We start from the raw sequence: 20,516 nt of genomic DNA, 5'->3' as shown, positions 1-20,516 counted from the left end.
CGCTACCGCCAGCATGCGCGCCGAATCCGCCCGTCACCTCCCTCTGCAGGGCGAGTCCACTACCCCTCCAGGGGGAGCGGTTATCCGTCCAGGCCGAGCAAACCACGAATGCCGGTGACCAAAGGGTTTCCGCCACCGAGAACCCCGGGCAGCCCCGGCTCGGCGGCAACGGAAGGAGCAACCGCAGGAGCAGGAACCTCCCGCACCACCCCGCCATAAGGCGCGTTCTGCGCCCCCCGCACACCGGTCAGACTCCCCGGCGGCTCCGCGCAGTAAGCCTGCGTATTCGCCGCCACCTCGGAAAGATCCGAACCGGCCCGTTGCTGAGTGCCTTCGTAACCCTTCGTGCAACCTGGCGGGTTCCCGAGGTTCAGCACCAGCCCGAGATGCGCCGTCCCGTCCCCGGGGAAGACCGACCTGCCGATCACCGGCAGGTACGGGTAGAGGATGAGGCCCTGCTCCAGCCCGTCGATCCGGCTCAGCATCAGGTTCGACGTGGTGAGCAGATTGGCGAACAGCACCGAAAGATCCGGCCCGGACTGGGCCAGTATCTCCCCGGCCTGCGCGGCCAGCGGTGGCCCCACGTTGATCAGCTTCCGGATATCCGGGTCGGACGCCTTCAGCTGCCCGGCCAGCGAGCGCAGGTCTTCGGCGAAGGTGGTCACCGGCTCGGCCAGGTCCTGCTGGGTGGCCAGCACGGTGCGCCCGTCGGAGAGCAGGGATTTGGTCTGCGGCAGGTGTTCCATCGCGGTGGGCAGGAACGAGTTCGTGCTGTCCAGGATCCGCTGGAGATGCGGCCCCGACCCGGACAGCGCCTTGTCCAGCTCGTCCACCACCGTGCGCAGCGAGTCGAGCGGCAGGCTGGTCAGCAACGCGTCCGCGTTGGCCAGCAACTGCTCCGGACGTGGCGGCAGCGCCGAGGCGTCCTGCGCGATTCGCGAACCGGCGTCGAGATAGGGTCCGCCGTCCACCTCCGGGCGCAGGTCCAGGTACTGCTCCCCGATCGCCGACCGGTTGGCCACCACCGCCTTCGCGGACACAGGCACTTTCGGCGCGTCGGGGTCGATGTCCAGCTGCGCCTCCACCCCGGCACCGGTCAGCCGCAGCTCGGCGACCCGGCCGACGCTCACCCCGCGATAGGTGACGTCCGCGCCGGGGAACACCCCGCCGCCGCGGGCGAGCTCGACGGTGACCAGATAGCCGCGATGGCCGAACAGTCGGTCCAGGCCGGCATAACGCCAGCCCGCATAACCGACGCCAAGCACCGCGATCAGGAAGAACAGCCCGATCTGGAACCGCACGCGACGCAGCAGCATCACAGGCCTCCCAGCAGCCCGCCGAGCAGGTCGCCCACCAGCGAGCCCTGCGCGGGCGCCGCAGGCGGCAGCGGCAACGGCGGTGCCGAGCCGGGGAGCTGCGCTGGCGGGTTCGGTGTCGGCGTGGTGCCGGGCAGCGGTAGCACCGGATGCGGCGAAGAACCGAGGTTGCCCAGCAGTTCGTCCAGTTTCAGGTCCGCCTTGATCTGCCCGTTCACATAGTCGCCCTTGACCGCGTCCACGATCGAGTCCGGCAGCGGGTAGGTGAACAGCAGCTGCAGCGACTTCGGCAGCGCGTCCCCGGCTTCGGCGAGCTTGCCCAGCGTCGGCGCCAGCGCACGCAGGTCGGCCACCAGGTCGTCCCTGCTGCGGTGCACGGTGTCCACCGCGACCCCGGAAAGCTCGTCCACCGCTTGCAGCATGCCGACCAGCTGGTCGCGCTGCTCGGTGAGCACCCGCAGTCCCGGCGCCAGATCGTCCAGCGCGCCGGCGATCGTGTCCCGCTGCCCGGCCAGCGTGCCGGACAGCCTGGCCACCCCGTCCAGCGCGGCGGTGATACTCGCTTTCTGCCCGTCCAGGGTGCGCGCCAGTGTGTTCACATTGGACAGTACCGAGCGGATCCGGCCCTCGTTGCCGGACAGCGCCGCGTTCAGCTCGGTGGCGATCGACTGCGCCTGCTCGATACCGCCCCCGTTGACCAGCAGCGACAACGCGCCGAGCACCTGTTCGATCTCGGTGTTGCGCGCCGTCCGGTCCAGCCCGATCACCGCCCCGGCCGCGAGCCGGCCCTGCGGCGGCTCCCCGGCCGGCGGGGACAGATCGACGAACTTCTCCCCGAGCAGGCTGGACTGGCGCAGCCGCCCGGTGGCGTTGGCGGGCAGCACCACCGAGGCGTTCAGCGTCACGGTCACTTCGGCGGTGTGGTTGTCCGCGGCCAGCGCGATGTCGTCCACCCGGCCGACCCCGACGTCGTTGACCTTCACGCTGGCCTGCGGCACCAGGTCCGAGACGCCGGTGAACAGCACCTTGACCGAGTACGGCCGCGGCCCGAGATCCGCCCCGCCGGGTAGCGGCACGTCGTACATCCCGCCGCACCCGCCGGCCAGCAGCACCAGCACCAGCAGGAAGGCCCGGCGCATCAGTTGCCACCGGCCTGGGGCGGTCCGACGATCGTGCTGCCGCCGGGGGTGTTCACCAGCGGCAGCGGCAACGGCGGCAGCTTGCCCTGCTGGATCGAGGTGAGGGTGTCCGCCACCGAAGGCAGCTTCAGCGTTCCGTCCAAAATGGACGAAACCCGTGCGCAGGCGTCCGAGAGCACGGCGGGCACCTGCGCCGGCGCGGTCTGCCGCAGCAGCTGGCAGACCATCAGCACCGGCGGGCTGGACAGCTCGTTGAGGTTGGCCCGCACCTGCTGGGTGCCCGACGCCGGGTCGTAGGCGTTGATCGCGTTCGCGGCCACCATCGGAGCCACGTCCATCACCTCGGCCAGCGCGCCGCGCTGGTCCACCAGCGCCTGGGTGATCCCGGTCAGCTTGTCTACATTGGACTGGATGCCGTCGCGGTTCTGCGCGATGAAGTCGTGCACCTCGGTCAGTGCGACCGCGATCGAGCCCATCGCGGCACCGAGGTTCTCCCGCTCGTCGGCGAGGAAACCGGTGACGTCGGTCAGCTGGCCGGACAGTCCCCGCAGTTGCGCGTCGCTGTCCGCGAGCGTCCTGGTGAACCGGGAAAGCCCGTCCACGGTGGAAAAGAGGTCACCCTTCGAGCCCTCCAGGGTGGCCGCCGCCTCGCCGAGTCGCGCGATCGTGTCGCCGAGCCGCTGGCCGTTGCCGGCCAGGTTCTGCGCCCCGACGTCCAGCGCGTCGGACAGCGCGCCGTTCGCGTTCGCCCCGTCCGGCCCCAGCGCGGTCGCCAGCTGGTCGAGGTTGCGCGCCAGATCGTCCAGCTCCACCGGGGTGGCGGTGCGCTCCCTCGGCAGCACGGTGCCCGAAGCCAGCACCGGACCGCCGGTGTAGACCGGGGTGAGCTGCACGTACCGGTCGCTGACCAGGGTCGGCGCGACCACCACCGCACCGGCCGCGGCCGGGATGTCCACCCCGTCCTGCACGGTCAGGTCCACCCGTACCTGCGGGCCCTGGGGTACCACGGCGTCGATGGTGCCCACCTTCATCCCGAGCACCCGCACATCCGACCCGGCGTAGACGCCAACCGAATTGGCGAAGTAGGCGGTGATCCTGGTGCCCCCTTGGACGCGGGTGAACCACCACAGCCCGGTCGCCACCAGCAGCAGCGCGACGCAGACGACCGCCACGATTCGGTAGGGCCGGCTCATTTGGGACCCCCGTCGGCGTTCGGCGGCAGGCAGCCCTGCGGGTTCACCGAGAGCGGCCCCAGGTTGACGTTCGGCGGCAGCAGCCCGCACATGTAGACCTCCGCCCAGCGCCCGTTGCCGAAGGTGTTCGCCCCGGTGCGCACCAGCGGGGCGAACCCCTTGATGGTCGCGGTGAGGTTGTCCTGGTTGCGTTGCAGCAGGTCGGTCACCTTGCCAAGCTCGGTGAGCGCGGGGGTGAGCCGCTGCTGGTTGTCCGCGACCAGCCCGCGCAGCTGACCGGCAAGGCCGGTGGTGGCGGTGAGCAGCCGCGAGATGGCGTCCTTCCGGCGCTGCACCTCGCCGAGCAGCGCCTGGCCGTCGGTGAGCAGGGTGCGGAACTCGGCGTCCCGGTCGGCCACCGTGCCGGCCACCTGGCTGGTGTTGCGCAGCAGCTTGGCCAACTCGTCGTCGCGGGAGGAAATCGTCCGCGACATCGCGGACAGCCCGTCCAGCGCGTCGCGCACGTGCTGCGGGCTGCCGGCGAAGGTCTCCGCGAGCACCCGGAAACTGCCTGCCAACTGCCCGCTGTCCACCTGCTGCACGGTCGAGCCGAGCTGGTCGACCAGCGTGCCGAGGTCGTACGGGGTGCGCGTGCGGTCCCGCGGGATGGGCCGGTCGGGGTTCTGCGGGGTGTCCCCGGCCGGGCTCAGCGAAAGGTACTTCTGCCCGAGCAGTGTCTTGATCTCGATCGACACCACGGTCCGGTCGCCGATCGCGGTGTCCCGCGCGGTGAACTCGACCCGGATGTGATCGCCCTCCAGCTCCACATCGGACACTTCACCGACCTTGACCCCGGTCACCCGCACCTCGGCCGCGTCGTCCAGCCCGGCGGCTTCGGTGAACTCGGCCGCGTAGGTGGTGCCGCCGAGCAGCGGCAGCCGCTCGAAGTTCAGCGTGGCCAGCACGGCCAGCGCCACCACGGTCGTGGCCAGCACGCCCAGCACGGTCAGGTTCCGCTCGCGAAACGGCTTCACGGTTGACACCTCGGTGCACTCGGAGTTCCCGGGATCGGCAGGATCGGCAGCTCCACGTTCAGCGCGTTGATGCCGACCGAGCCGGTGACCCCGCACAGGTAGAAGTTGAGCCAGCTGCCGTAGCTGGCGACCCGGGTGAGCTTGCGCGCCTTCTCCGGGAAGTTTCGCAGGAAGCTTTCAACCAGATCCGCGTTGCCGTTCAGGTGCTGGCTCACCGACGCGAGCCCGTCGATGCTCTCCTTGAGCGGGGTGCGGCCCTGTTCGAGCAGTCCTTCGGTGCTAACCGCGAGTTCGCCGAGGCCGCTGATCGCGTCCCCGATCGGCTTTCGCTGCGCGGCCAGGCCGCTGACCAGCCGCTGGGTCTGGGTGATCAGCCCGGACAACTCGGCACCGCGCGAGTTCACCGTGTCCAGCACGGTGTTCAGGTTGCCGATCACCTGCCCGATCACCGCGTCCCGGTCGGCCAGCGTCGAAGTGAGCGAAGCGGTGTGCACGAGCACGCTGTCGATGGTGCCGCCCTCGCCCTGCAGCACCTGGATCAGCTCACCGGCGAGCTGGTTCAGGTCGGCCGGGCGCAGCGTCTGGAACAGCGGCTTGAACCCGTTCAGCAGCGCGGTCAGGTTCACCGCGGGTTTGGTGCGGGCCAACGGGATCGTGCCACCTGGCGGCAGCTCCCCGCCCGGCGCCGGGACGTCCGACTCCAGTGCGACGTAACGCTGGCCGATCAGGTTGCGGAACTTCAGCGCGGCGGTCGCGTCCGCGGCCAGCGCCCGGCCGCGGTCCAGCTGGAAGCGCACCTCGGCGTACTCCGGGCCGGCCGGGTCGACCGACTCGACCTTGCCCACCTTCACCCCGGACATCCGGACGTCGTCGCCCGCGTTGAGCCCGAGCACGTCGCTGAACTGCGCCAGATAGCTCTTGGTGGGCTTGAAGTTCACCCCGCCGATGGTCAGGCCGAGCACGGCCGTGAGGAACACCGTCACCACGGCGAACACGACCAGTTTCAGCACCGGCCCGGTCAGCGACTTCATTTCAGGGTCACCTCCGCCCCGCGGTAGAGCGGGCCGACCAGCAGACTGCTCCAGCCCGGCACATCGGCCGGCATAACGCCGAGCTGCGGCGCCAGCAGGGTCGCGATCAAGTCCTTCTCGGCCGGGGAGTTCGCCAGCGACGCACCACCCCCGCCGCCCCCTCCGGAAGGCTTCACCGCGGGTTTGGCCGAGCCGTCCTTGAACGGGCCGTCGGCCGGATAGGGCGGCGATTTCGTCCCGGGGGCGGGGAGTTCGTAGCACCGCGGGCCGCGGCGGTCCTCGTACCGCGGCGTGTCCAGGCCCGGCAGGTACTGGCCGCGGGCGGCGGTGATCTCCGCGGTGAACGCGACGATCCCCGGATGGTCGGTGCCCTTGCCGGTGACCGCCTCCGCGGTCGGCAGGGTGTCCGCGATCTGCCGCAGCAGACAGGGATACTCGGGCGAATAGCGGGCCAGCAGCTCGGCCGTCGGGCGGCCGCTGGACACCAGCTGGATCAGGTTCTCCTTGTTGGCGGCGAGAAAACTCGTCAGCTCGGCCGAGGTGGTGCTCACCGAGCTGTACAGCGAGCGGAGATTCTCCCGCTGTGCCACCACCGTCCGGCTGGTGCCGGTCAGGTCGCCCAGCGCGGCGAGCAGGTCGGGGCCCGCGTGATCGTAGGTCTGCGCGACCGGCGCGGCGGACTCGATCACGGCGGTCAGGTCGGGCAGCGACGGCATCAGCTCGCGCAGGTAGTCGTCGAGCAGCCCGACGGTCTCGCCGAGCGACCTGCCCCGTCCCTCCAGCGCGGTGGACACCGCGTTCAGCGTGGCGGCCAGCTTCTCCGGCTGCACCGCCTCGAGCACCGGCATCAGGTCGTTGAGCACCTGCTCGGTCTCCACCGCGTTCCGGCTGCGGTCCTGGCCGATCACCGCGCCCGCGGCCAGCGTCTCGGCGGAGGGCTGCTCGGGGACCTCCAGCGACACGAACCGTTCCCCGAAAAGGGTCTTGGGCAGGAACCTGGCGGACACGTTCGCCGGGATCGACCCGGCGCTCTCCGGCCTCAGCTCCACCGAAAGCGTGGCGCGCTCGCCGTCCGAGGAAATCCCGGCCACCCGGCCGACCAGCACGTCGCGCACCTTCACGTCCGCGCCGACCCGAAGCTGGTTGCCGATCCGGTCGGTCTGCACGCTGACCGGCACGCTCGACGTGAAAGCCTTGTCGTAGAAGGCGATCGTCAACGCGAAGAAGGCGGCCAGCACACCGAGGAAGGCCACGCCGAGCAGGTGGTAGCGGCTCATCCGGCGATCCTCACCGTCGTGTCCGCGCCCCAGATCGCCAAGCTGAGGAAGAAGTCCAGCATGGTCAGCGCCACGATCGAGGTGCGCACCGCGCGGCCGACCGCCACCCCGACCCCGGCCGGGCCGCCGCTGGCGGTGTAGCCGTAGTAGCAGTGGGACATGATCACCACCAGGCTGAACACCAGCACCTTGCCGAAGGACCACAGCACGTCCTCCGGTGGCAGGAAAAGGTTGAAGTAGTGGTCGTAGGTGCCCGCCGACTGCCCGTAGAGCCACACCGTGATCTGCCGGGACGCCAGGTAGGACGTGAACAGCCCCACCACGTACAGCGGCACCACGGCGGCGAGCCCGGCCAGCACCCTGGACGTGACCAGGTACGGCAGGCTCGGCACGCCCATCACCTCGAGCGCGTCCACCTCCTCGGAGATCCGCATGGCACCGAGCTGCGCGGTGAACCCGCAGCCGACGGTCGCGGACAGCGCCAGTCCGGCGGCCAGCGGCGCGACCTCGCGGGTGTTGAAGTACGCGGTGAAGAACCCGGTCAGCGCGCCGGTGCCGAGCTGGTTCAGCGCCGAGTAGCCCTGCAGGCCGACGATGGTGCCGGTGAACAGGGTCATCCCGATCATCACGCCGAGCGTGCCGCCGATGACGGCCAGCGCGCCGGTGCCGAAGGACACCTCGGCCAGCAGCCGCAGCACCTCGCGCAGGTAGCGGCGCAGCGTGCGCGGAACCCAGGCCAGCACCTTGACATAGAACGCGAACTGGTGACCGAACCCGGCCAGCGCGGTACTCGGCCGCGCGGTGAGTCGCTTCGCCCGCGTCACGATCGGCGGGTCGGGCGTCTTGGTGGCCATCGCTCACACCAGCTTCGGTGGGACGAGTTGCAGGTAGATGCCGGTGAGCACCACGTTGATCAGGAAGAGCACCAGGAAGGTGATCACCACCGACTGGTTCACCGCGTCGCCGACGCCTTTCGGGCCGCCGCCGGGGTTCAGCCCTCGGTCGGCCGCGACGATGCCGGCGACCAGGCCGTAGAGCACCGCCTTGATCGAGGAGATGCCCAGGTCGGAAAGCTGTGCCAGCGCGCTGAAACTGGCCAGGTAGGCGCCGGGGGTGCCGCCCTGCACCAGCACGTTGAACACATAGCCGCCGGCCACCCCGACCACGCTGACCAGACCGTTCAGCAGTACCGAGACCACCATCGCGGCCAGCACCCTCGGCACCACCAGCCGGTGGATCGGATTGACCCCGAGCACCTCCATCGCGTCGATCTCTTCGCGGATCTTGCGCGCGCCGATGTCCGCGCAGACCGCGGACCCGCCGGCGCCGGCGACCAGCAGCGCGGTCACCAGCGGGCTGGCCTGCTGCACGATGGCCAGTGCACTGGCCGCGCCGGTGAACGACTGGGCGCCGATCTGGGTGGTCAGCGAGCCGAGCTGCAGGGCCACCACCGCGCCGAACGGGATCGCCACCATGGCCGTGGGGAAGATCGTCACGCTGGCGAAGAACCAGGCCTGCTGCAGGAACTCCCTGGTCTGGAAGGGACGTTGCGGGATGGCGCGCAGCACGTCCAGGAAGAGCGCGGTCACCCGGCCGACCTGGTGGAACGCGGACGCGACGGGAACTCGGGCCTTGCCGACCTGCGCGCTCAACGACGCCCTCCCTACTTCAGGATGTGACTTAACTTACGTACGGTGATGTCCCGGCGCAGAGGACAGCGCCGCTCAAAACGACGGCACCGGAACGCTCAGAAGATAAATACATACCTACTGACCTGCATGTTAAAGTCCTGGCGGCAGCGGAGGAGGGTCTCGCGATGGCCGGAGTTCCGGAAAACTTCATCCGAGCGGTGGTGGCCGGCGCCCGGCGGTCCAAGCTCGACCTCGCCCAGCTGATCACCACTCCCACCCCGGCCGCCGAAGAGTGCTTCCGGCTGCTGCGCGAGCTGAGCCGCGAGTTGAACGACGACCTCTGCGGGCTCGCGCCGTGGCGGGTGCCGAGAGGCGCCTTCGCAACGATGAGCATGAACGCCGTGCACGGCGGCGATCTGGAAAGCGCGCTGCGCCGGTTCTGCCGCTTCTACCGGCTTTTCCCCGGCCTGCCCGGCCTGCGGCTGACCCGCCACGACCGGCTGGCGACCTTCAGCATCGACGTTGGCGCGGAAGCGGGACAGCTGCTGATCGAGACCGGGCTGTTCGTGGTGAGCCAGTTCAGCGGCTGGCTGATCGGCAGGCCGCTGCGCCCGCATTCGATCGAGTTCCCCCGGACCGCGCGACTGGCCGGACCGGACAGCAGGCTGCTGCCCGGCGTGCCCAAACTGTTCCTGCGCGACCGCGCCTGCCTGACCTTCGCCGCCGACGCGCTGGACGCACCGGTGATCCGCACCGAACGGGACCTGCGGGTCCTGCTCGCCGGGGCGCCGGCCAGCCTGCTGATGCCGTTCGGCAACCGGCCGACGCTGACCAGCCAGGTACAGGCCGCACTCCGCCGCGGGCTGCCGGACGAGCTGCCGTCCGCCGAAGAGCTCGCGGCCAGGCTGGGCATGAGCCCGCCGACCTTCCGCCGCCGCCTGCACCAGGAAGGCACCGGCTACGTCACCATCCGCGACGAGTTGCTGTGCGACCTGGCGATGACCGCACTGTCCGAACAGGGCCAGACCGTGCGGCAGGTGGCCGCGCGACTCGGCTACTCGGAACCGAGGGCGTTCCGCCGCGCGTTCCGGCGGTGGACCGGCACCTCCCCGAACGACTTCCGCCCCACCGCCCTACGCCCCACCGGCTAACCCGGGCAAATAGCCGACTTTTCGCCCCCCGGGACTCGGGCAAATAGCCGGCTTTTTGCCCTTTGGGGGCGGGGCTCGACGGGGAATGGGGGCGGGGCGGTTGGGGTTGACCGGGGTATGACGGATCTGGCGGAAGAGGTGCTCGCGGCGGCGGACACGATCGCGGTGGTGGGGCTGAGCCGGGACCCCGGCAAGGCCGCGCACGCGGTGCCGGCCGGGTTGCAGGCGGCGGGTTTCCGGATCATCCCGGTGCATCCGGAAGCGGACGAGCTGCTGGGCGAGAAGGTGTACCGGTCGCTGGCCGACATACCGGAGCCGGTGGACGTGGTCGAGGTCTTCCGGCCTTCGCCGGAGGCGGCCGGGATCGCCGAACAGGCCGTCGCGATCGGCGCGAAAGCACTGTGGCTGCAGCAGGGCATCGTTTCGGCGGAGGCGAGGCGGATCGCGGAAGCGGCCGGCCTCGACTACGTGGAAGACCGCTGCATGGCGGTGGTCCGCGCCATCGCGCAGATCACGAAGAACCGATAGAACCAGGAGCATGACTCCTGAGGAACTGCTGACCACCACCCGCACCGTCCGCAAGCGGCTGGACCTCACCCGACAGGTGCCGCTTGACCTGATCGAGCGGGCGCTGACCGTGGCGCTGCAGGCACCGAGCGCCTCGAACCGGCAGCAGTGGCAATGGCTGGTCGTCACCGACGAGCGGCAGCGGGCCCGGCTCGGCGAGCTGTACCGGCGGGCGTGCGACGACTACCTGAATTCCTCGCGCGCGGCCGGGCGGCTGTTCGCCGACGATCCCGAGCGGGCCGCGGTGCAGCAGCGCGTGCACGACAGCGTGGCGTACCTGGCCGACCGGATGGGCCAGGTGCCGGTGCTGGTGGTGCCGTGCATTCAAACGACCACCGCGGAACTGCCGGCCGGCAACCAGGCCGCGCTGTGGGCGTCGCTGCTGCCGGCGGCCTGGAGTTTCATGCTCGCCGCCAGAAACCTCGGCCTCGGCACCGCGTGGACCACGCTGCACCTGACCTACGAGAAGGAAGCCGCGGAAATCCTGGACCTGCCGGAGAACGTGCACCAGGCCGCGCTCATCCCCACCGCGTACTACACCGGCACCGGGTTCAAACCGGCCGCCCGGCAGCCGCTGGCGGACGTGTTGCACGTCGACCGCTGGTAACGACCTGGCCGACGACGTAGCGTTCGCGCCCTTTCCTGCGACTGATCGGAGTAACGCGAGCTAATCGACGGGGAGAGCGTGTTGTCCATACTCGAGGTCGCCGGGGGTTTGTCGATCGCGCTGGCCGCGCTGCTGAGCTGGCAACGGGCGACCCGTTGGCCACGCCAGGAGCCGCGAACGCCGATCACCGGGCCGTTGCAGCAACGTGCCCGACTCGACCGCCCCGACTGAACCAACCCTTCGCCAAAGGGCAAAAAGCCGGCTATTTGCCGGGGGTCAGCGAAGGTGGAGGGCGCGTTCGATGGCGTCGAGGCGGTGCAGGATCGCGCTCAGGGTGCCCTGGATGTCGGCCAGCGGCAGCAGATCCGGGTTGCCGCCGTCCTCGACCTGCCTGGTGCGGACGAAGGACCCGAGGCCGGGCCGGATGACGATCACGTTCTCCTGCTGGAGCACCGCGAACGCACGCTTGACCGTGCCGATCGACACCCCGAAGTCCTTGGCAGCGGTTTCGTAGGAGGGCAGCTTGTCGCCAGGACCGTAGGTACCGAGCGAGATCAGCACTCGGAGCTCGTCGGCGACCCTGCGGTAGGAGGGGTTCGAGTCATCGGGATCCAGTTCAGGCATGCCGACAGAGTACACCCAGCTAACTCAGTTAGCACGCATCCGATCGAGTGCCCGGTGCTGCACCAGCCGGACCGTCTCCAGGGTGAGCCCGAGCATCTCGGCGGTCGCCCCGGCGGACAGCCCGACCGCCACCCGCAGGATGATGATCTCCTGCTGCAGCCGGGGCAACCGGTCCAGCAGCGGGCCGAGCCGCCCGACGGCCGGAGCGCACCAGCCGGAGCCGCGGCCGAGCACCTCGGTCACCCGACGTGAAACGATCGCGTACACCAGCGACAGCACCGAACCGCCTCGCTCCGCGTGCCCGGGCAGCGCGGCCAGCACCGCGACGCAAACCTCCGCGGCCAGTTCGTCGGGGGCGAGCCGGCCGCGGTCGCCGAGCCGGGCCCGGCAGTACCGGAGCGCGATCGGCCGGACCACGGCGAGCAGGGCATGGGTCGCACGCGAGTCACCGGCCGCCGCGTCGCGCATCAGGTGCGCGGCCGTATCGGTGTCCGTCCTCGTGATGTCGGCCATCACGTTCATCCCTCACCGCCGGAGCTCGGGGTCCTGTCCCTCAAGTGTTGGCGAAGGCGGCCGCCGAGGTCCGGGCCTGGCGACCCGGAAATCCGGGCACCACATGACTCTTGTCGTCACCGTTCCGGCGTGCTAGACAGCCGCACCACGGACCTCCCAGGGCCCAACGGCCCTACCGGCGAGTTCGGATCGGGGTGATGGTCGGCGCCAGGAAACCCCGTCCCCGACGAGAGCTGAGACGCCGTGCTGGATTCCTACGGCCTGCGGATGCTCGACCGCGAGCAGTGCCTGGCGCTGCTCGCCACGGCTCGGATCGGTCGCGTCGTGTTCACGCATCAGGGGCTGCCCGCGGTACGACCGGTGAAGTTCGTGCTGTGCGACGACTCCATCTGCTTCGGGGCGCCGGCCAGGAGCCCCTTGTTCGCCGCCGCCCACGATGGCGTGGTGGCCTTCGAGGTGGACGCCTTCGAGCGGGACCTGACGGCCGGCTGGTTCGTCACCGCGCTCGGCACGGCGAACGAGGCACGTGACTGCCCGGCCCTGACCACCGCCGCGCTGCCCTGGTTCCCCGGCGAAGACGACCGCTGCGTGCTGATGCCGATCGAACTGTTGTCCGGCTATCGGGTCGAACGGATGAATGCCGTAACAGAACCGTGCAGGCGATCGACCTGACCGGCAGAGCGTCCGCGGAAGTCGGCAGGGGGAAGCGGTGTGAGCGAACCCGGCATCCGGGGACTGCTGAACGCGGTGGCCGGGGTCACCGCGAACCTGAGCCTGCCCGACGTGCTGCACCGGATCGTGAGCTCCTCCTGCGAGCTGGTCGGCGCCAGGTACGGCGCGCTCGGTGTGCTCGGCCACGACCGGAAGCTCACCGAGTTCGTCCAGGTCGGCATCTCGCACGCGGACCAAGCGCGGATCGGCCGCACACCGGCCGGGCTCGGCATTCTCGGCCTGCTCGCCGACGACCCGCGGCCACTGCGGCTGAGCAACCTGCGAGCCCATCCGGCGAGGCACGGGTTCCCGCCGGGGCATCCGCCGATGCGCTCCTTCCTCGGGGTGCCGATCCGGGTGCGCGACAAGGTGTTCGGAAACCTGTACCTGGCCGAGAAAAAAGACGGCGAAGAGTTCACCGCACGGGACGAGGAGGTGGCCGTCGCACTGGCCGCGGCGGCCGGGGTCTCGATCGAGAACGCCACCCTGTTCGAGGAAGGCCGCCGCCGCGAACGCTGGCTGGCGGCCTCCCACCAGGTCACCAACTCGCTGCTGGCCGGTGCGGACCCGGCCGCGGCACTGCGGCTGATCGCCGAGCAGGCCAGGGTCGCCGCGGGTGCCTCGGCCGCCGGCATCGCGCGGCCCCGCGACGGCGACCGGTCCACGCTGGTGTTCGACGTGGTCGAGTCGGCCGACGGCGAGCAGGACCGGCTGATCGGGCTGAGCGTGCCGGCCGAAGGCACCGCCACCGGAATGGCCTTCACCACCGGCGAACCGGTGGTGGTGCGGCAGTACGGCGACCACGCCGTGACGCAGCAGGCCGGCATCCAGCTCCCGGCGCTGGTGCGTGATCTCGACTCCGCGATCGCCGTGCCGCTCACCGTCGGCGACGAGAAGCTCGGCGTGCTGCTGGTGGCCAAGTTCGGCGACAAGGTCCCGTTCACCGAAGCCGAGGTGCAATTGGTGCGCACCTTCGGCGGGCACGCCGCGGTGGCCATCGAGTTCGCCCGCGCGGAACAGGACCGGGAGCGGCTGGCCGTGTTCGAGGACCGCGACCGGATCGCGCGTGACCTGCACGACCTGGTGATCCAGCGGCTGTTCGCGATCGGGCTCGGGCTGGAGGGGATCGGCAGGCTGAGCGTTCGCCCGGAGATCTCCGCGCGGCTCAGCGGCTTCGCGCACGACCTCGACCGAACCATCCGGGACATCCGCACCAGCATCTTTTCCCTGCAGGAACCGGCCGAAGCGCAGGGCGGGCTGCGTTCGGAGCTGCTGCGGCTGACCCTGGACACCGCCGGCGCGCTCGGTTTCGAACCGCGGATCGGCTTCGACGGCCCGCTGGACACCGCGGTCCCCACCCCGGTACGTGCCGAGCTGGCCGCAACCCTGCGCGAAGCACTGTCCAATGTGGCCAGACATGCCGCGGCGAACACGGTATCGGTGGAGGTCGCGGTGGACCGGCACGGCCGGTGGCTGACGCTGACCGTGACCGACGACGGGGTGGGCATCCCGGACCGGCCCGCCCGCCGCAGCGGCCTGGCCAACCTCGCCGAACGGGCCGCGCGCTGGGGCGGCACCTGCTCGGCGCGGCGGGCGGACGGCCACGGCACCCGGCTGACCTGGACCGCGAAGCTACGCCCCGCAGACTCGGAGGATCGATGACCGACACTCCCTCCTCGCGGTTATCGATCCGACCGGGTGCGGGTGCCCCGCAAGATAGGGAGCGACAATGACGATTTCGGTGTTCCTGCTCGATGACCACGAGGTGGTGCGCACCGGTCTGCGCACGGTGCTGGAGACCGACCCCGGCCTCGAAGTCGCCGGCGAGGCGGGGTCCGCCGCCGAGGCGCTGGCCAGGATCCCGGCGGTGCGTCCCGACGTCGCGATCCTCGACGTGCGGCTGCCGGACGGCGACGGGGTCACCGTCTGCCGCGACATCCGGAGCGCGGTCACCCCGCCACCGGCCTGCCTGATGCTCACGTCCTACTCGGACGACGAAGCACTGTTCGGCGCGATCATGGCCGGGGCCGCCGGCTACATGCTCAAGCAGGTGTCCGGCACGAACCTGGTCTCGGCGGTGCGCACGGTGGCCGGTGGCGGCTCGCTGCTGGACGCGCACCTGACCGCGTCCGTGCTGAGCAGGCTGCGCGGCGAGAACGGGCCGACCGACCCCGGCTACGAGGCGCTGAGCCCGCAGGAGCGGCGGGTGCTCGACCTGGTCGCGACCGGGCTGACCAACCGGCAGATCGCGGAACGCCTGTCACTGGCCGAGAAGACGATCAAGAACTACGTTTCGTCGCTGCTGCACAAACTGGGCTTCGAGCGACGCACCGAAGCGGCGGTCTACCTCGCCAAACGCCAGGTGGACCGCGGCTGATCAGGAAGCGAGCAGGATGTCCGCACGGCTCGTTTCGACGCAGCCGCAGCCGCCGTCCACGGTGTGGCACTCGATGATCAGCTCGTGGCGCAGCTGTTCGGTGTCGGCGCACTCGAGCTCGCTGCACTCCACCATGCCGTCGGGGTGCACGACGAGCGTGCCGTGGCAGTGGTCCAGGGCGTCGACACAGCTCGCGCAGGTCATGCCGTTACCGCCTTCCGCGACTTGTTGCTTCACCTGCCCGCCTTGCTATCACGCGGGGCCGACAGAGTCTGGCACTGCCGCGGCGTGTCGCGATCGGAGGTTCAGGCGCTCTTCGGCGACCTGCGTGTGCTAGTGGGCTTCTTCGCGGCGGCGGTCTTGCTCTCGGCCGGTTTCGCCGTCCGCTTGGCGGGTGCCTTGCGGGTACCGGTGGTCTTGCGGTTGCTCTTCGCCGCCGAAACGCTGGCCTGCAGGGCGGACATCAGGTCGACGACCTCGGCCTTCGCCCCGGCCGACGGCGGCGCGGTGGTCTCCTTGCCGGCCACCTTCGCCTCGATCAGCGCCTCCAGCGCCTCGCGGTAGCTGTCGGAGTACTTGTCCGGCTCGAACACCGGCTCGGACAGCGAGTCGATCAGCGAGCCGGCCATGGTCAGCTCCTGCGGCCGCACCTGCGGCGGATCCTCTTTCAGGAAGCCGAAATCGGGGGTGCGCACCTCGTCCGGCCAGAGCATCGTGGTCATCACCATCACGTCCGAGACCACCCGCAGCACGGCCAGCGACTCGCGCTGCCGGATGGCCACCTTGGCGATCGCGACGTGCCCGGACTTGTGCAGCGAGTCGCGCAGCAGCACGTAGGGCTTGGTCGCCGCCTTCTGCGGTTCGAGGTAGTAGGTCTTGTCGAAGTAGATCGGGTCGATCGACTCCAGCGGCACGAACTCCAGCACGTCGATGCTCTTCGAGCTGGCCAGCGGCAGCTCGGCGAGGTCATCGTCGGTGAGCACCACCATCTCGCCGTCGGCGAGCTCGTAACCCTTCGCGATCTCGCCGTAGGGCACCTCGACGCCCTCGGACGAGCAGAACCGCTTGTACTGGATCCGGCCGCCGTCGCTCTGGTGCACCTGGCGCAGCGAGACGTTCTTGTTCTCGGTCGCCGCGTACAGGTGGATCGGGATCGTCACCAGCCCGAACGACACCGCTCCCTTCCACATCGTCCGCATGTCAACCTGCCTCCTGTGCTTTGCCAGGCCCCGGCACTTGCGCTCCGTGACTCCAGACGTTACCCGGGAAGATCCGCCGGCAACACCGCTCAACTGCCGCCTTGAGCCTGGTGACCAGGCAAGACCCGAAACAGGCGACACACCGGGTGGTGATCCGGTCACGGTAGGTGGCGACAATGGAGTGAGCTCAGAGCCTGGTCCTCGGCGAGTACGGCTGACGGGCCGGGGTGAGCAGGGCGATCCGCGCGACCAGCCGCCGCAGGCCCGGGTCCTCCGGCCGCCTGCCGGCCTCGTGCACGAGCGGGCGCATCCGGTCGATCACCCTGGCCGAGTTGAGGCTCGCGCACAGGTCGACGGCGTGACCGCCGACCGCGACCGCCTCTTCGAGGTCGCCGTCGATGAGGTGGTTGATCGCCAGCGAGATCAGGTCGAGCACCTTGCTGCGGGTCAGGTCGTGGCGGCGGCCGATCGCGAAGGACAGCGCGGGCACGGCGGTGCGGGTGTGCTCGGGGTCCAGGGTGCGCGCCAGATCGGTGTGCACCGTGCCGACCATGGCGGACAGCTCGACGTCGTCGAAGAAGGCCGCCCACGGCGGCGGCACGGCCCCGTCGAAGGCCAGCTCGTCCCCCGCCTTGTCGAGCAGCACCGCCGCCTGCCCGGCCAGGCCGATCTTGGCGTAGGCCCAGGCCCGGTTCGCCTGCAGGATCGCCCCCGCGCGGTGGGAACCGCAGGCGTCCGCGGCGATCTGCCCCAGCCGGAACTCGGCCAGCGCCTCACCGGGCGCGTGCTGGTGCAGATGCACGCGCCCGATCCGGTAGTGGATGTTGGCCACCAGCTCGTGGTCGCGCGTGCGGTTGGCCAGCTGCAGCGCGAGCTGGAAATGACGGTGTGCGGACTCGGTGTCACCGGTGTCGAAACAGGTCCAGCCCGCCAGGTTGTGCAGATCCGCCACCGCGGTACTCAGCCGCGCGGCGACCCGTTCCCCGGCCGGCGCGCGGAGCAGCGCGTGCGTGCCGGGCAGGTAGGCCAGCACGGTGTCCCGGCAACGGCCCCCGCCATACCGCTGGTCCAGCGCGCGCAGGGTGCCGGTCGCGGCCTCCACCCGCTCGACGTCACCGATGACGACCCGGCGCGGGGTCACCGGCCGCCGGGCGTCGTCGACCAGGAACGAATGGCTCGCGGACTCGGACCTCGGCATTTCGGTCGCCCCTTTCCCGCAGTTCCGGCTGCCTGACGGCCCGCCGTGGTCCGGGGCGAACACGCACATGACCAGCATCTCGGCGCCTGCCGGTCACACACAGCCAATACTGACAGCAATCCCGGAATGACGATAGAAGCCTTTGCGGTGAAATGGCGGCACCTGAGCGAAATCCTTCGTTCACCCGAACGTGCAGGTGCACGGGACCCTGATCAGCAGGTCCACCGCAGGTACATGCCGTTCCCGACCTGGTCCTCAACCAATGAAACGAAAGCGACTACGCCCACGAAAGATCAGAAATAGAGCCGGCCAGTTGACCATTTCCTAACGGCCGGATATTGGCAGACTGATTATGGCGTGACCATTTCGGCCATCAAACGGCCCGCCACGAAACCGCGGAACTCGGCCACCCGCTCCTCCGGCACCAGGTGCTCCAGCCAGAAGGTCCACATCAGGCGCACCTGCTCGTCGAGGCGGGCCCGCCCGCTGAGCACCTCGGAAAGCAGGTGCACCCCGACGAAACAACCGACCATCAGCTCGGCGGCGGCGGCCACGTCGACCTCCACGCGAACATCGCCTTCGGTCACCGCCCGCCGCAGCAGTTCCACGGTGGCATCGATCCACTCCCGGTACGGGTCCACCGGCAGGTCGAAGGAGGGCCCGTTCTCCAGGGTGAGCTTGATACCCGCCCGCACCAAGGGTTTCTCGTGGTCGCTCAGCTTGGCCGCCAGGCCGAGCGACATCTCGATGGCCGACCGCAGTCCCGGCTCGTCGTCCTCGAGCTTCTGCTTCGCCAGTCCGACGGACCAGGTGTGCTGTGCCGTGATCACGGCTTCGGCGAGGTCCTTCTTGCTCTGGAAGTGATGGGACACAGCGCCTTTGGTGACCGTGGCGCCGCGTTCCGCTTGAGCCATCGTATTGGCGAGGGTGGCCACCTCGTTCAGCGTGGCGGCGTTGTAGCCGGCGCGATCGAACACCATGGCCGCGGCCTCGAGGATCGTCTGTCGCGTGTATTTCGCCCGATCCTGTTGCGTCACAACGGCCCCTTCAACGTCACGTGTGCCTCATGGATGGTACCGGGCGGCCGGCAGGGACCCACCCACGGCACTGCGCTCACGGTCGCGACTCCGACACGTGCCGTGACGTGCTAGCGGCCCGCGGGTTGAGGTTCGCGCTGCTCGGACGGCGCCTCCCGCTCCTGCCGCGCGCCCATCCCGCTGCGCCGCAGGAAGGTGCCCAGCGAACGGGTCGAGCTGGTGGGCCGCGGGGAGCGGGCGGTGGCGATGCAGAGGCAGCGGCTGAGCCGGGTCGCTCGTTCCTGCCGGGAGTTCTGTCCGCAGCGGCCGTCGCCCTGCCCCGGCAGCGGCTGGATGTCCAGCTCGAAGGGGGCGACTCCGCAGCCGTTGAGCCCATAGGCGCCGGTGAGCCGCCGGGGCAGGTCGTCGCGCAGGGTGGCGAGCACCACGTCCAGCCCGTCACCGCCGGCCGGCGCGGACACCTCCGCGAGCAGGGACCCGCCGTCGGACTGGATCCAGCCGACGGTGGCCACCACCGGCCGCGCGGCGCCCGCCACGATGGCGCGCGCTACCTCGATGGTGAGCGAGCGGGACTGGAGATCGGGCAGGGACCAGCGTGCGGTGATGGTGAATGTCCAGGTCACAGGCATCGGGTGCCTCCGTCCGGATAGGGGCAGATAAAACCGGCCAACCGGTTTGTTTTCATGTCGTGGAAGGGCGCACACAGAAATCCCGGTCCTTCCCTGTTCGACGGTGCCCTGCCGGGCCGGTCCATGCTCCGCTACTGGCTGACGCGCTACAACTCGGTGACGAGATCCCAGGCTCCGGGCCGCTCCGCGGTCCAGCACCTTCGCACGAAGATCCCTTCGTCACCCGTTCGGGCAGAATTTCTGACCTTACTGTGCCCGATCGGGACGTAAATGTTCAAGGACCTGCGGCGTAATGATCTGGCGAGGTGACAAGTACTGAGAGCCGACCAGGGGGCTCGAACCCCTGACCTTCTGTTTACAAGACAGATGCTCTACCAACTGAGCTAGGTCGGCACGACCGCCGGGACAGGCCGCGCCCGGCGGCGTTCATGGTAACAACGCGGCTAGGCCGCACCCCCGGCATCCCGCAGCGCGGAGGTGGCGGAACCGAACATGGTGGCCTTGATGGCGCCGAGGGTGTCGCTGTCCTTGCCGGCCAGCGGGCGGGCGACGGCGAGCGCGCGGCCGAGCAGCTCCTCCGGCGCGGCGGTGCCGTCCACGATGCCGAAAGCCGCCGCGTCCGGGCCGCCGAAGCGGCGGGCCGTGGTCATCGACGCGACCGCGGCGGCCGGGGTGAGCTTGGCCTGCACGAGTGCGGCCATGCCGGGGGTGAACGGGATGTGGATGTCCACCTCGGGGAAGCAGAAGAACCCGCGATCGGCACGCATCAGCCGGAAGTCGTGCGCCATCGCGAGCATCGCGCCAGCCCCGAAGGCGTGCCCGTTGACCGCGGCCACCGTCGGCACCGGCAGCACCAGCATCCGCGCGAGCAGGCCGTGCACCCGGCCCACGTACTCCGCGGCCTCGGTGCTGTGCGCGAGCAGCCAGTCCAGGTCGAGGCCGTTCGAGTAGAACTTGCCCGCGCCGATGGTCACCAGCGGCGCCGGCTCGGCGACCACCTGGTCCAGCGCGGCGTGCACCGCCTTCAACCAGTCCAGCGAGAACCTGTTCTCGTCGTCACCGAAGTTCAGTACGTGGACGTCGCCGTCACGGCGCAGTTCGGGCATGGACGTCATCCTTCCAGGGTGTGCACAGCGGGCCGGTACCGCCGCGCCCGCCGTTCGGCGATGACCAGCCGAACTCTTCCGTGTGATTTACGTCTCGCCACGTACCTGCGGAAACGTGCCAAACGGGGCAGCTGGGCGATCTTTGACGCAGGTTTCGGAGATCCACCGCCGACGTGCTGGACGCCACAGTTTCGAAC

General features: G+C 70.0%; 23 protein-coding genes and 1 tRNA gene. 7 read left to right on the top strand and 17 right to left on the bottom strand.

All coding sequences use genetic code 11. From position 1 onward, the window contains the following. Positions 1–80: 80 nt before the first annotated feature. Genes AMYNI_RS0120150 through AMYNI_RS0120115 form a run of 8 tightly spaced genes read right to left on the bottom strand, consistent with a single transcriptional unit; the run spans position 81 to position 8,621 of the window. A complete protein-coding gene (locus AMYNI_RS0120150; protein WP_020669849.1) occupies positions 81–1,316 on the bottom strand; it encodes an MlaD family protein in 1,236 nt (411 codons plus the stop codon). Further along, positions 1,316–2,455 (bottom strand): MCE family protein, encoded by a 1,140-nt coding sequence (locus tag AMYNI_RS0120145; RefSeq protein ID WP_020669848.1) that lies wholly within the window; start codon positions 2,453–2,455, stop codon positions 1,316–1,318. Before AMYNI_RS0120145 ends, AMYNI_RS0120150 begins: the two co-directional genes overlap by 1 nt. Further along, positions 2,455–3,648 carry an MCE family protein gene (locus AMYNI_RS0120140; RefSeq protein WP_020669847.1) on the bottom strand — a complete coding sequence of 398 codons (1,194 nt, stop codon included), beginning with the start codon at positions 3,646–3,648 and terminating at the stop codon, positions 2,455–2,457. Before AMYNI_RS0120140 ends, AMYNI_RS0120145 begins: the two co-directional genes overlap by 1 nt. After that, the gene (locus tag AMYNI_RS0120135; protein ID WP_020669846.1) at positions 3,645–4,661 is read right to left on the bottom strand and encodes an MCE family protein; all 1,017 of its coding nucleotides are present in this window, start codon (positions 4,659–4,661) and stop codon (positions 3,645–3,647) included. Before AMYNI_RS0120135 ends, AMYNI_RS0120140 begins: the two co-directional genes overlap by 4 nt. After that, complete coding sequence (locus tag AMYNI_RS0120130; RefSeq protein ID WP_020669845.1) at positions 4,658–5,692, bottom strand: MCE family protein; 1,035 nt, start codon at positions 5,690–5,692, stop codon at positions 4,658–4,660. The genes AMYNI_RS0120135 and AMYNI_RS0120130 overlap by 4 nt, the downstream gene beginning before the upstream one ends. Then, positions 5,689–6,969, bottom strand: a complete 1,281-nt coding sequence (locus tag AMYNI_RS0120125) for an MCE family protein (protein WP_020669844.1) — start codon at positions 6,967–6,969, stop codon at positions 5,689–5,691. The genes AMYNI_RS0120130 and AMYNI_RS0120125 overlap by 4 nt, the downstream gene beginning before the upstream one ends. Next, positions 6,966–7,823 carry an MlaE family ABC transporter permease gene (locus tag AMYNI_RS0120120; RefSeq protein WP_020669843.1) on the bottom strand — a complete coding sequence of 286 codons (858 nt, stop codon included), beginning with the start codon at positions 7,821–7,823 and terminating at the stop codon, positions 6,966–6,968. The genes AMYNI_RS0120125 and AMYNI_RS0120120 overlap by 4 nt, the downstream gene beginning before the upstream one ends. 3 nt (positions 7,824–7,826) lie before the next feature. Continuing rightward, a complete protein-coding gene (locus tag AMYNI_RS0120115) occupies positions 7,827–8,621 on the bottom strand; it encodes an MlaE family ABC transporter permease (protein ID WP_020669842.1) in 795 nt (264 codons plus the stop codon). Positions 8,622–8,785: 164 nt separating this feature from the next. On the opposite strand from AMYNI_RS0120115, the gene AMYNI_RS44920 reads away from it, so the two are divergent. The 4 genes from AMYNI_RS44920 to AMYNI_RS49135 all read left to right on the top strand — a co-directional run bounded on the left by AMYNI_RS44920 (position 8,786) and on the right by AMYNI_RS49135 (position 11,156). Beyond that, entirely contained in the window at positions 8,786–9,751 is a 966-nt protein-coding gene (locus AMYNI_RS44920) for an AraC family transcriptional regulator (RefSeq protein WP_020669841.1), read from the top strand. 117 nt (positions 9,752–9,868) lie between these two features. Beyond that, positions 9,869–10,279, top strand: a complete 411-nt coding sequence (locus AMYNI_RS0120105; RefSeq protein ID WP_020669840.1) for a CoA-binding protein — start codon at positions 9,869–9,871, stop codon at positions 10,277–10,279. A gap of 10 nt (positions 10,280–10,289) precedes the next feature. Next, the gene (locus tag AMYNI_RS0120100; RefSeq protein ID WP_020669839.1) at positions 10,290–10,925 is read left to right on the top strand and encodes a nitroreductase family protein; all 636 of its coding nucleotides are present in this window, start codon (positions 10,290–10,292) and stop codon (positions 10,923–10,925) included. An 81-nt stretch (positions 10,926–11,006) separates the two neighbouring features. Next, positions 11,007–11,156, top strand: a complete 150-nt coding sequence (locus tag AMYNI_RS49135; protein ID WP_157357419.1) for a hypothetical protein — start codon at positions 11,007–11,009, stop codon at positions 11,154–11,156. Positions 11,157–11,201: 45 nt separating this feature from the next. Here AMYNI_RS49135 and AMYNI_RS0120095 read toward each other — a convergent pair whose 3' ends face one another. Then, entirely contained in the window at positions 11,202–11,549 is a 348-nt protein-coding gene (locus AMYNI_RS0120095) for a GntR family transcriptional regulator (RefSeq protein ID WP_020669838.1), read from the bottom strand. Between the two features lie 24 nt (positions 11,550–11,573). Continuing rightward, on the bottom strand, positions 11,574–12,062 hold the full coding sequence (locus AMYNI_RS0120090) for a sigma factor-like helix-turn-helix DNA-binding protein (protein ID WP_063713851.1): 489 nt from the start codon (positions 12,060–12,062) through the stop codon (positions 11,574–11,576). Between the two features lie 243 nt (positions 12,063–12,305). On the opposite strand from AMYNI_RS0120090, the gene AMYNI_RS0120085 reads away from it, so the two are divergent. The 3 genes from AMYNI_RS0120085 to AMYNI_RS0120075 all read left to right on the top strand — a co-directional run bounded on the left by AMYNI_RS0120085 (position 12,306) and on the right by AMYNI_RS0120075 (position 15,150). Then, positions 12,306–12,734: a pyridoxamine 5'-phosphate oxidase family protein gene (locus AMYNI_RS0120085; protein ID WP_020669836.1), complete on the top strand. Its 429-nt coding sequence runs from the start codon at positions 12,306–12,308 to the stop codon at positions 12,732–12,734. A gap of 39 nt (positions 12,735–12,773) precedes the next feature. After that, positions 12,774–14,435 (top strand): sensor histidine kinase, encoded by a 1,662-nt coding sequence (locus AMYNI_RS0120080; protein ID WP_020669835.1) that lies wholly within the window; start codon positions 12,774–12,776, stop codon positions 14,433–14,435. 67 nt (positions 14,436–14,502) lie between these two features. Then, positions 14,503–15,150: a response regulator gene (locus AMYNI_RS0120075; RefSeq protein ID WP_020669834.1), complete on the top strand. Its 648-nt coding sequence runs from the start codon at positions 14,503–14,505 to the stop codon at positions 15,148–15,150. Here AMYNI_RS0120075 and AMYNI_RS0120070 read toward each other — a convergent pair whose 3' ends face one another. The 7 genes from AMYNI_RS0120070 to AMYNI_RS0120040 all read right to left on the bottom strand — a co-directional run bounded on the left by AMYNI_RS0120070 (position 15,151) and on the right by AMYNI_RS0120040 (position 20,319). After that, entirely contained in the window at positions 15,151–15,354 is a 204-nt protein-coding gene (locus tag AMYNI_RS0120070) for a hypothetical protein (protein WP_020669833.1), read from the bottom strand. Between the two features lie 101 nt (positions 15,355–15,455). After that, the gene (gene ku / locus AMYNI_RS0120065; protein ID WP_020669832.1) at positions 15,456–16,349 is read right to left on the bottom strand and encodes a non-homologous end joining protein Ku; all 894 of its coding nucleotides are present in this window, start codon (positions 16,347–16,349) and stop codon (positions 15,456–15,458) included. A gap of 187 nt (positions 16,350–16,536) precedes the next feature. Continuing rightward, positions 16,537–17,547: a tetratricopeptide repeat protein gene (locus AMYNI_RS44915; RefSeq protein WP_157357418.1), complete on the bottom strand. Its 1,011-nt coding sequence runs from the start codon at positions 17,545–17,547 to the stop codon at positions 16,537–16,539. Between the two features lie 350 nt (positions 17,548–17,897). Then, the gene (locus AMYNI_RS44910) at positions 17,898–18,584 is read right to left on the bottom strand and encodes a ScbR family autoregulator-binding transcription factor (RefSeq protein WP_063713772.1); all 687 of its coding nucleotides are present in this window, start codon (positions 18,582–18,584) and stop codon (positions 17,898–17,900) included. Between the two features lie 110 nt (positions 18,585–18,694). After that, positions 18,695–19,213, bottom strand: a complete 519-nt coding sequence (locus AMYNI_RS0120050; protein WP_157357417.1) for a hypothetical protein — start codon at positions 19,211–19,213, stop codon at positions 18,695–18,697. Positions 19,214–19,533: 320 nt separating this feature from the next. Continuing rightward, positions 19,534–19,606, bottom strand: a tRNA-Thr gene (locus AMYNI_RS0120045). Positions 19,607–19,656: 50 nt separating this feature from the next. Beyond that, entirely contained in the window at positions 19,657–20,319 is a 663-nt protein-coding gene (locus tag AMYNI_RS0120040; RefSeq protein ID WP_020669828.1) for an enoyl-CoA hydratase-related protein, read from the bottom strand. Between the last annotated feature and the right edge of the window lie 197 nt (positions 20,320–20,516).

Source organism: Amycolatopsis nigrescens CSC17Ta-90 (assembly GCF_000384315.1).
Taxonomy (GTDB): domain Bacteria; phylum Actinomycetota; class Actinomycetes; order Mycobacteriales; family Pseudonocardiaceae; genus Amycolatopsis; species Amycolatopsis nigrescens.
This window is presented reverse-complemented; position numbering and strand designations above follow the sequence as displayed.

Excerpts from the sequence above, each read along its gene's own strand:
- AMYNI_RS0120105 (WP_020669840.1), top strand. The coding sequence starts at position 9,869 with ATGACGGATCTGGCGGAAGAGGTGCTCGCGGCGGCGGACACGATCGCG.
- AMYNI_RS44915 (WP_157357418.1), bottom strand. The coding sequence starts at position 17,547 with ATGCCGAGGTCCGAGTCCGCGAGCCATTCGTTCCTGGTCGACGACGCC.
- AMYNI_RS0120100 (WP_020669839.1), top strand. The coding sequence starts at position 10,290 with ATGACTCCTGAGGAACTGCTGACCACCACCCGCACCGTCCGCAAGCGG.
- ku (WP_020669832.1), bottom strand. The coding sequence starts at position 16,349 with ATGCGGACGATGTGGAAGGGAGCGGTGTCGTTCGGGCTGGTGACGATC.
- AMYNI_RS0120140 (WP_020669847.1), bottom strand. The coding sequence starts at position 3,648 with ATGAGCCGGCCCTACCGAATCGTGGCGGTCGTCTGCGTCGCGCTGCTG.
- AMYNI_RS0120075 (WP_020669834.1), top strand. The coding sequence starts at position 14,503 with ATGACGATTTCGGTGTTCCTGCTCGATGACCACGAGGTGGTGCGCACC.
- AMYNI_RS44920 (WP_020669841.1), top strand. The coding sequence starts at position 8,786 with ATGGCCGGAGTTCCGGAAAACTTCATCCGAGCGGTGGTGGCCGGCGCC.
- AMYNI_RS0120095 (WP_020669838.1), bottom strand. The coding sequence starts at position 11,549 with ATGCCTGAACTGGATCCCGATGACTCGAACCCCTCCTACCGCAGGGTC.
- AMYNI_RS0120090 (WP_063713851.1), bottom strand. The coding sequence starts at position 12,062 with ATGGCCGACATCACGAGGACGGACACCGATACGGCCGCGCACCTGATG.
- AMYNI_RS0120070 (WP_020669833.1), bottom strand. The coding sequence starts at position 15,354 with ATGACCTGCGCGAGCTGTGTCGACGCCCTGGACCACTGCCACGGCACG.
- AMYNI_RS0120040 (WP_020669828.1), bottom strand. The coding sequence starts at position 20,319 with ATGCCCGAACTGCGCCGTGACGGCGACGTCCACGTACTGAACTTCGGT.
- AMYNI_RS0120125 (WP_020669844.1), bottom strand. The coding sequence starts at position 6,969 with ATGAGCCGCTACCACCTGCTCGGCGTGGCCTTCCTCGGTGTGCTGGCC.
- AMYNI_RS0120050 (WP_157357417.1), bottom strand. The coding sequence starts at position 19,213 with ATGCCTGTGACCTGGACATTCACCATCACCGCACGCTGGTCCCTGCCC.
- AMYNI_RS0120145 (WP_020669848.1), bottom strand. The coding sequence starts at position 2,455 with ATGCGCCGGGCCTTCCTGCTGGTGCTGGTGCTGCTGGCCGGCGGGTGC.
- AMYNI_RS0120130 (WP_020669845.1), bottom strand. The coding sequence starts at position 5,692 with ATGAAGTCGCTGACCGGGCCGGTGCTGAAACTGGTCGTGTTCGCCGTG.
- AMYNI_RS0120120 (WP_020669843.1), bottom strand. The coding sequence starts at position 7,823 with ATGGCCACCAAGACGCCCGACCCGCCGATCGTGACGCGGGCGAAGCGA.
- AMYNI_RS0120150 (WP_020669849.1), bottom strand. The coding sequence starts at position 1,316 with ATGCTGCTGCGTCGCGTGCGGTTCCAGATCGGGCTGTTCTTCCTGATC.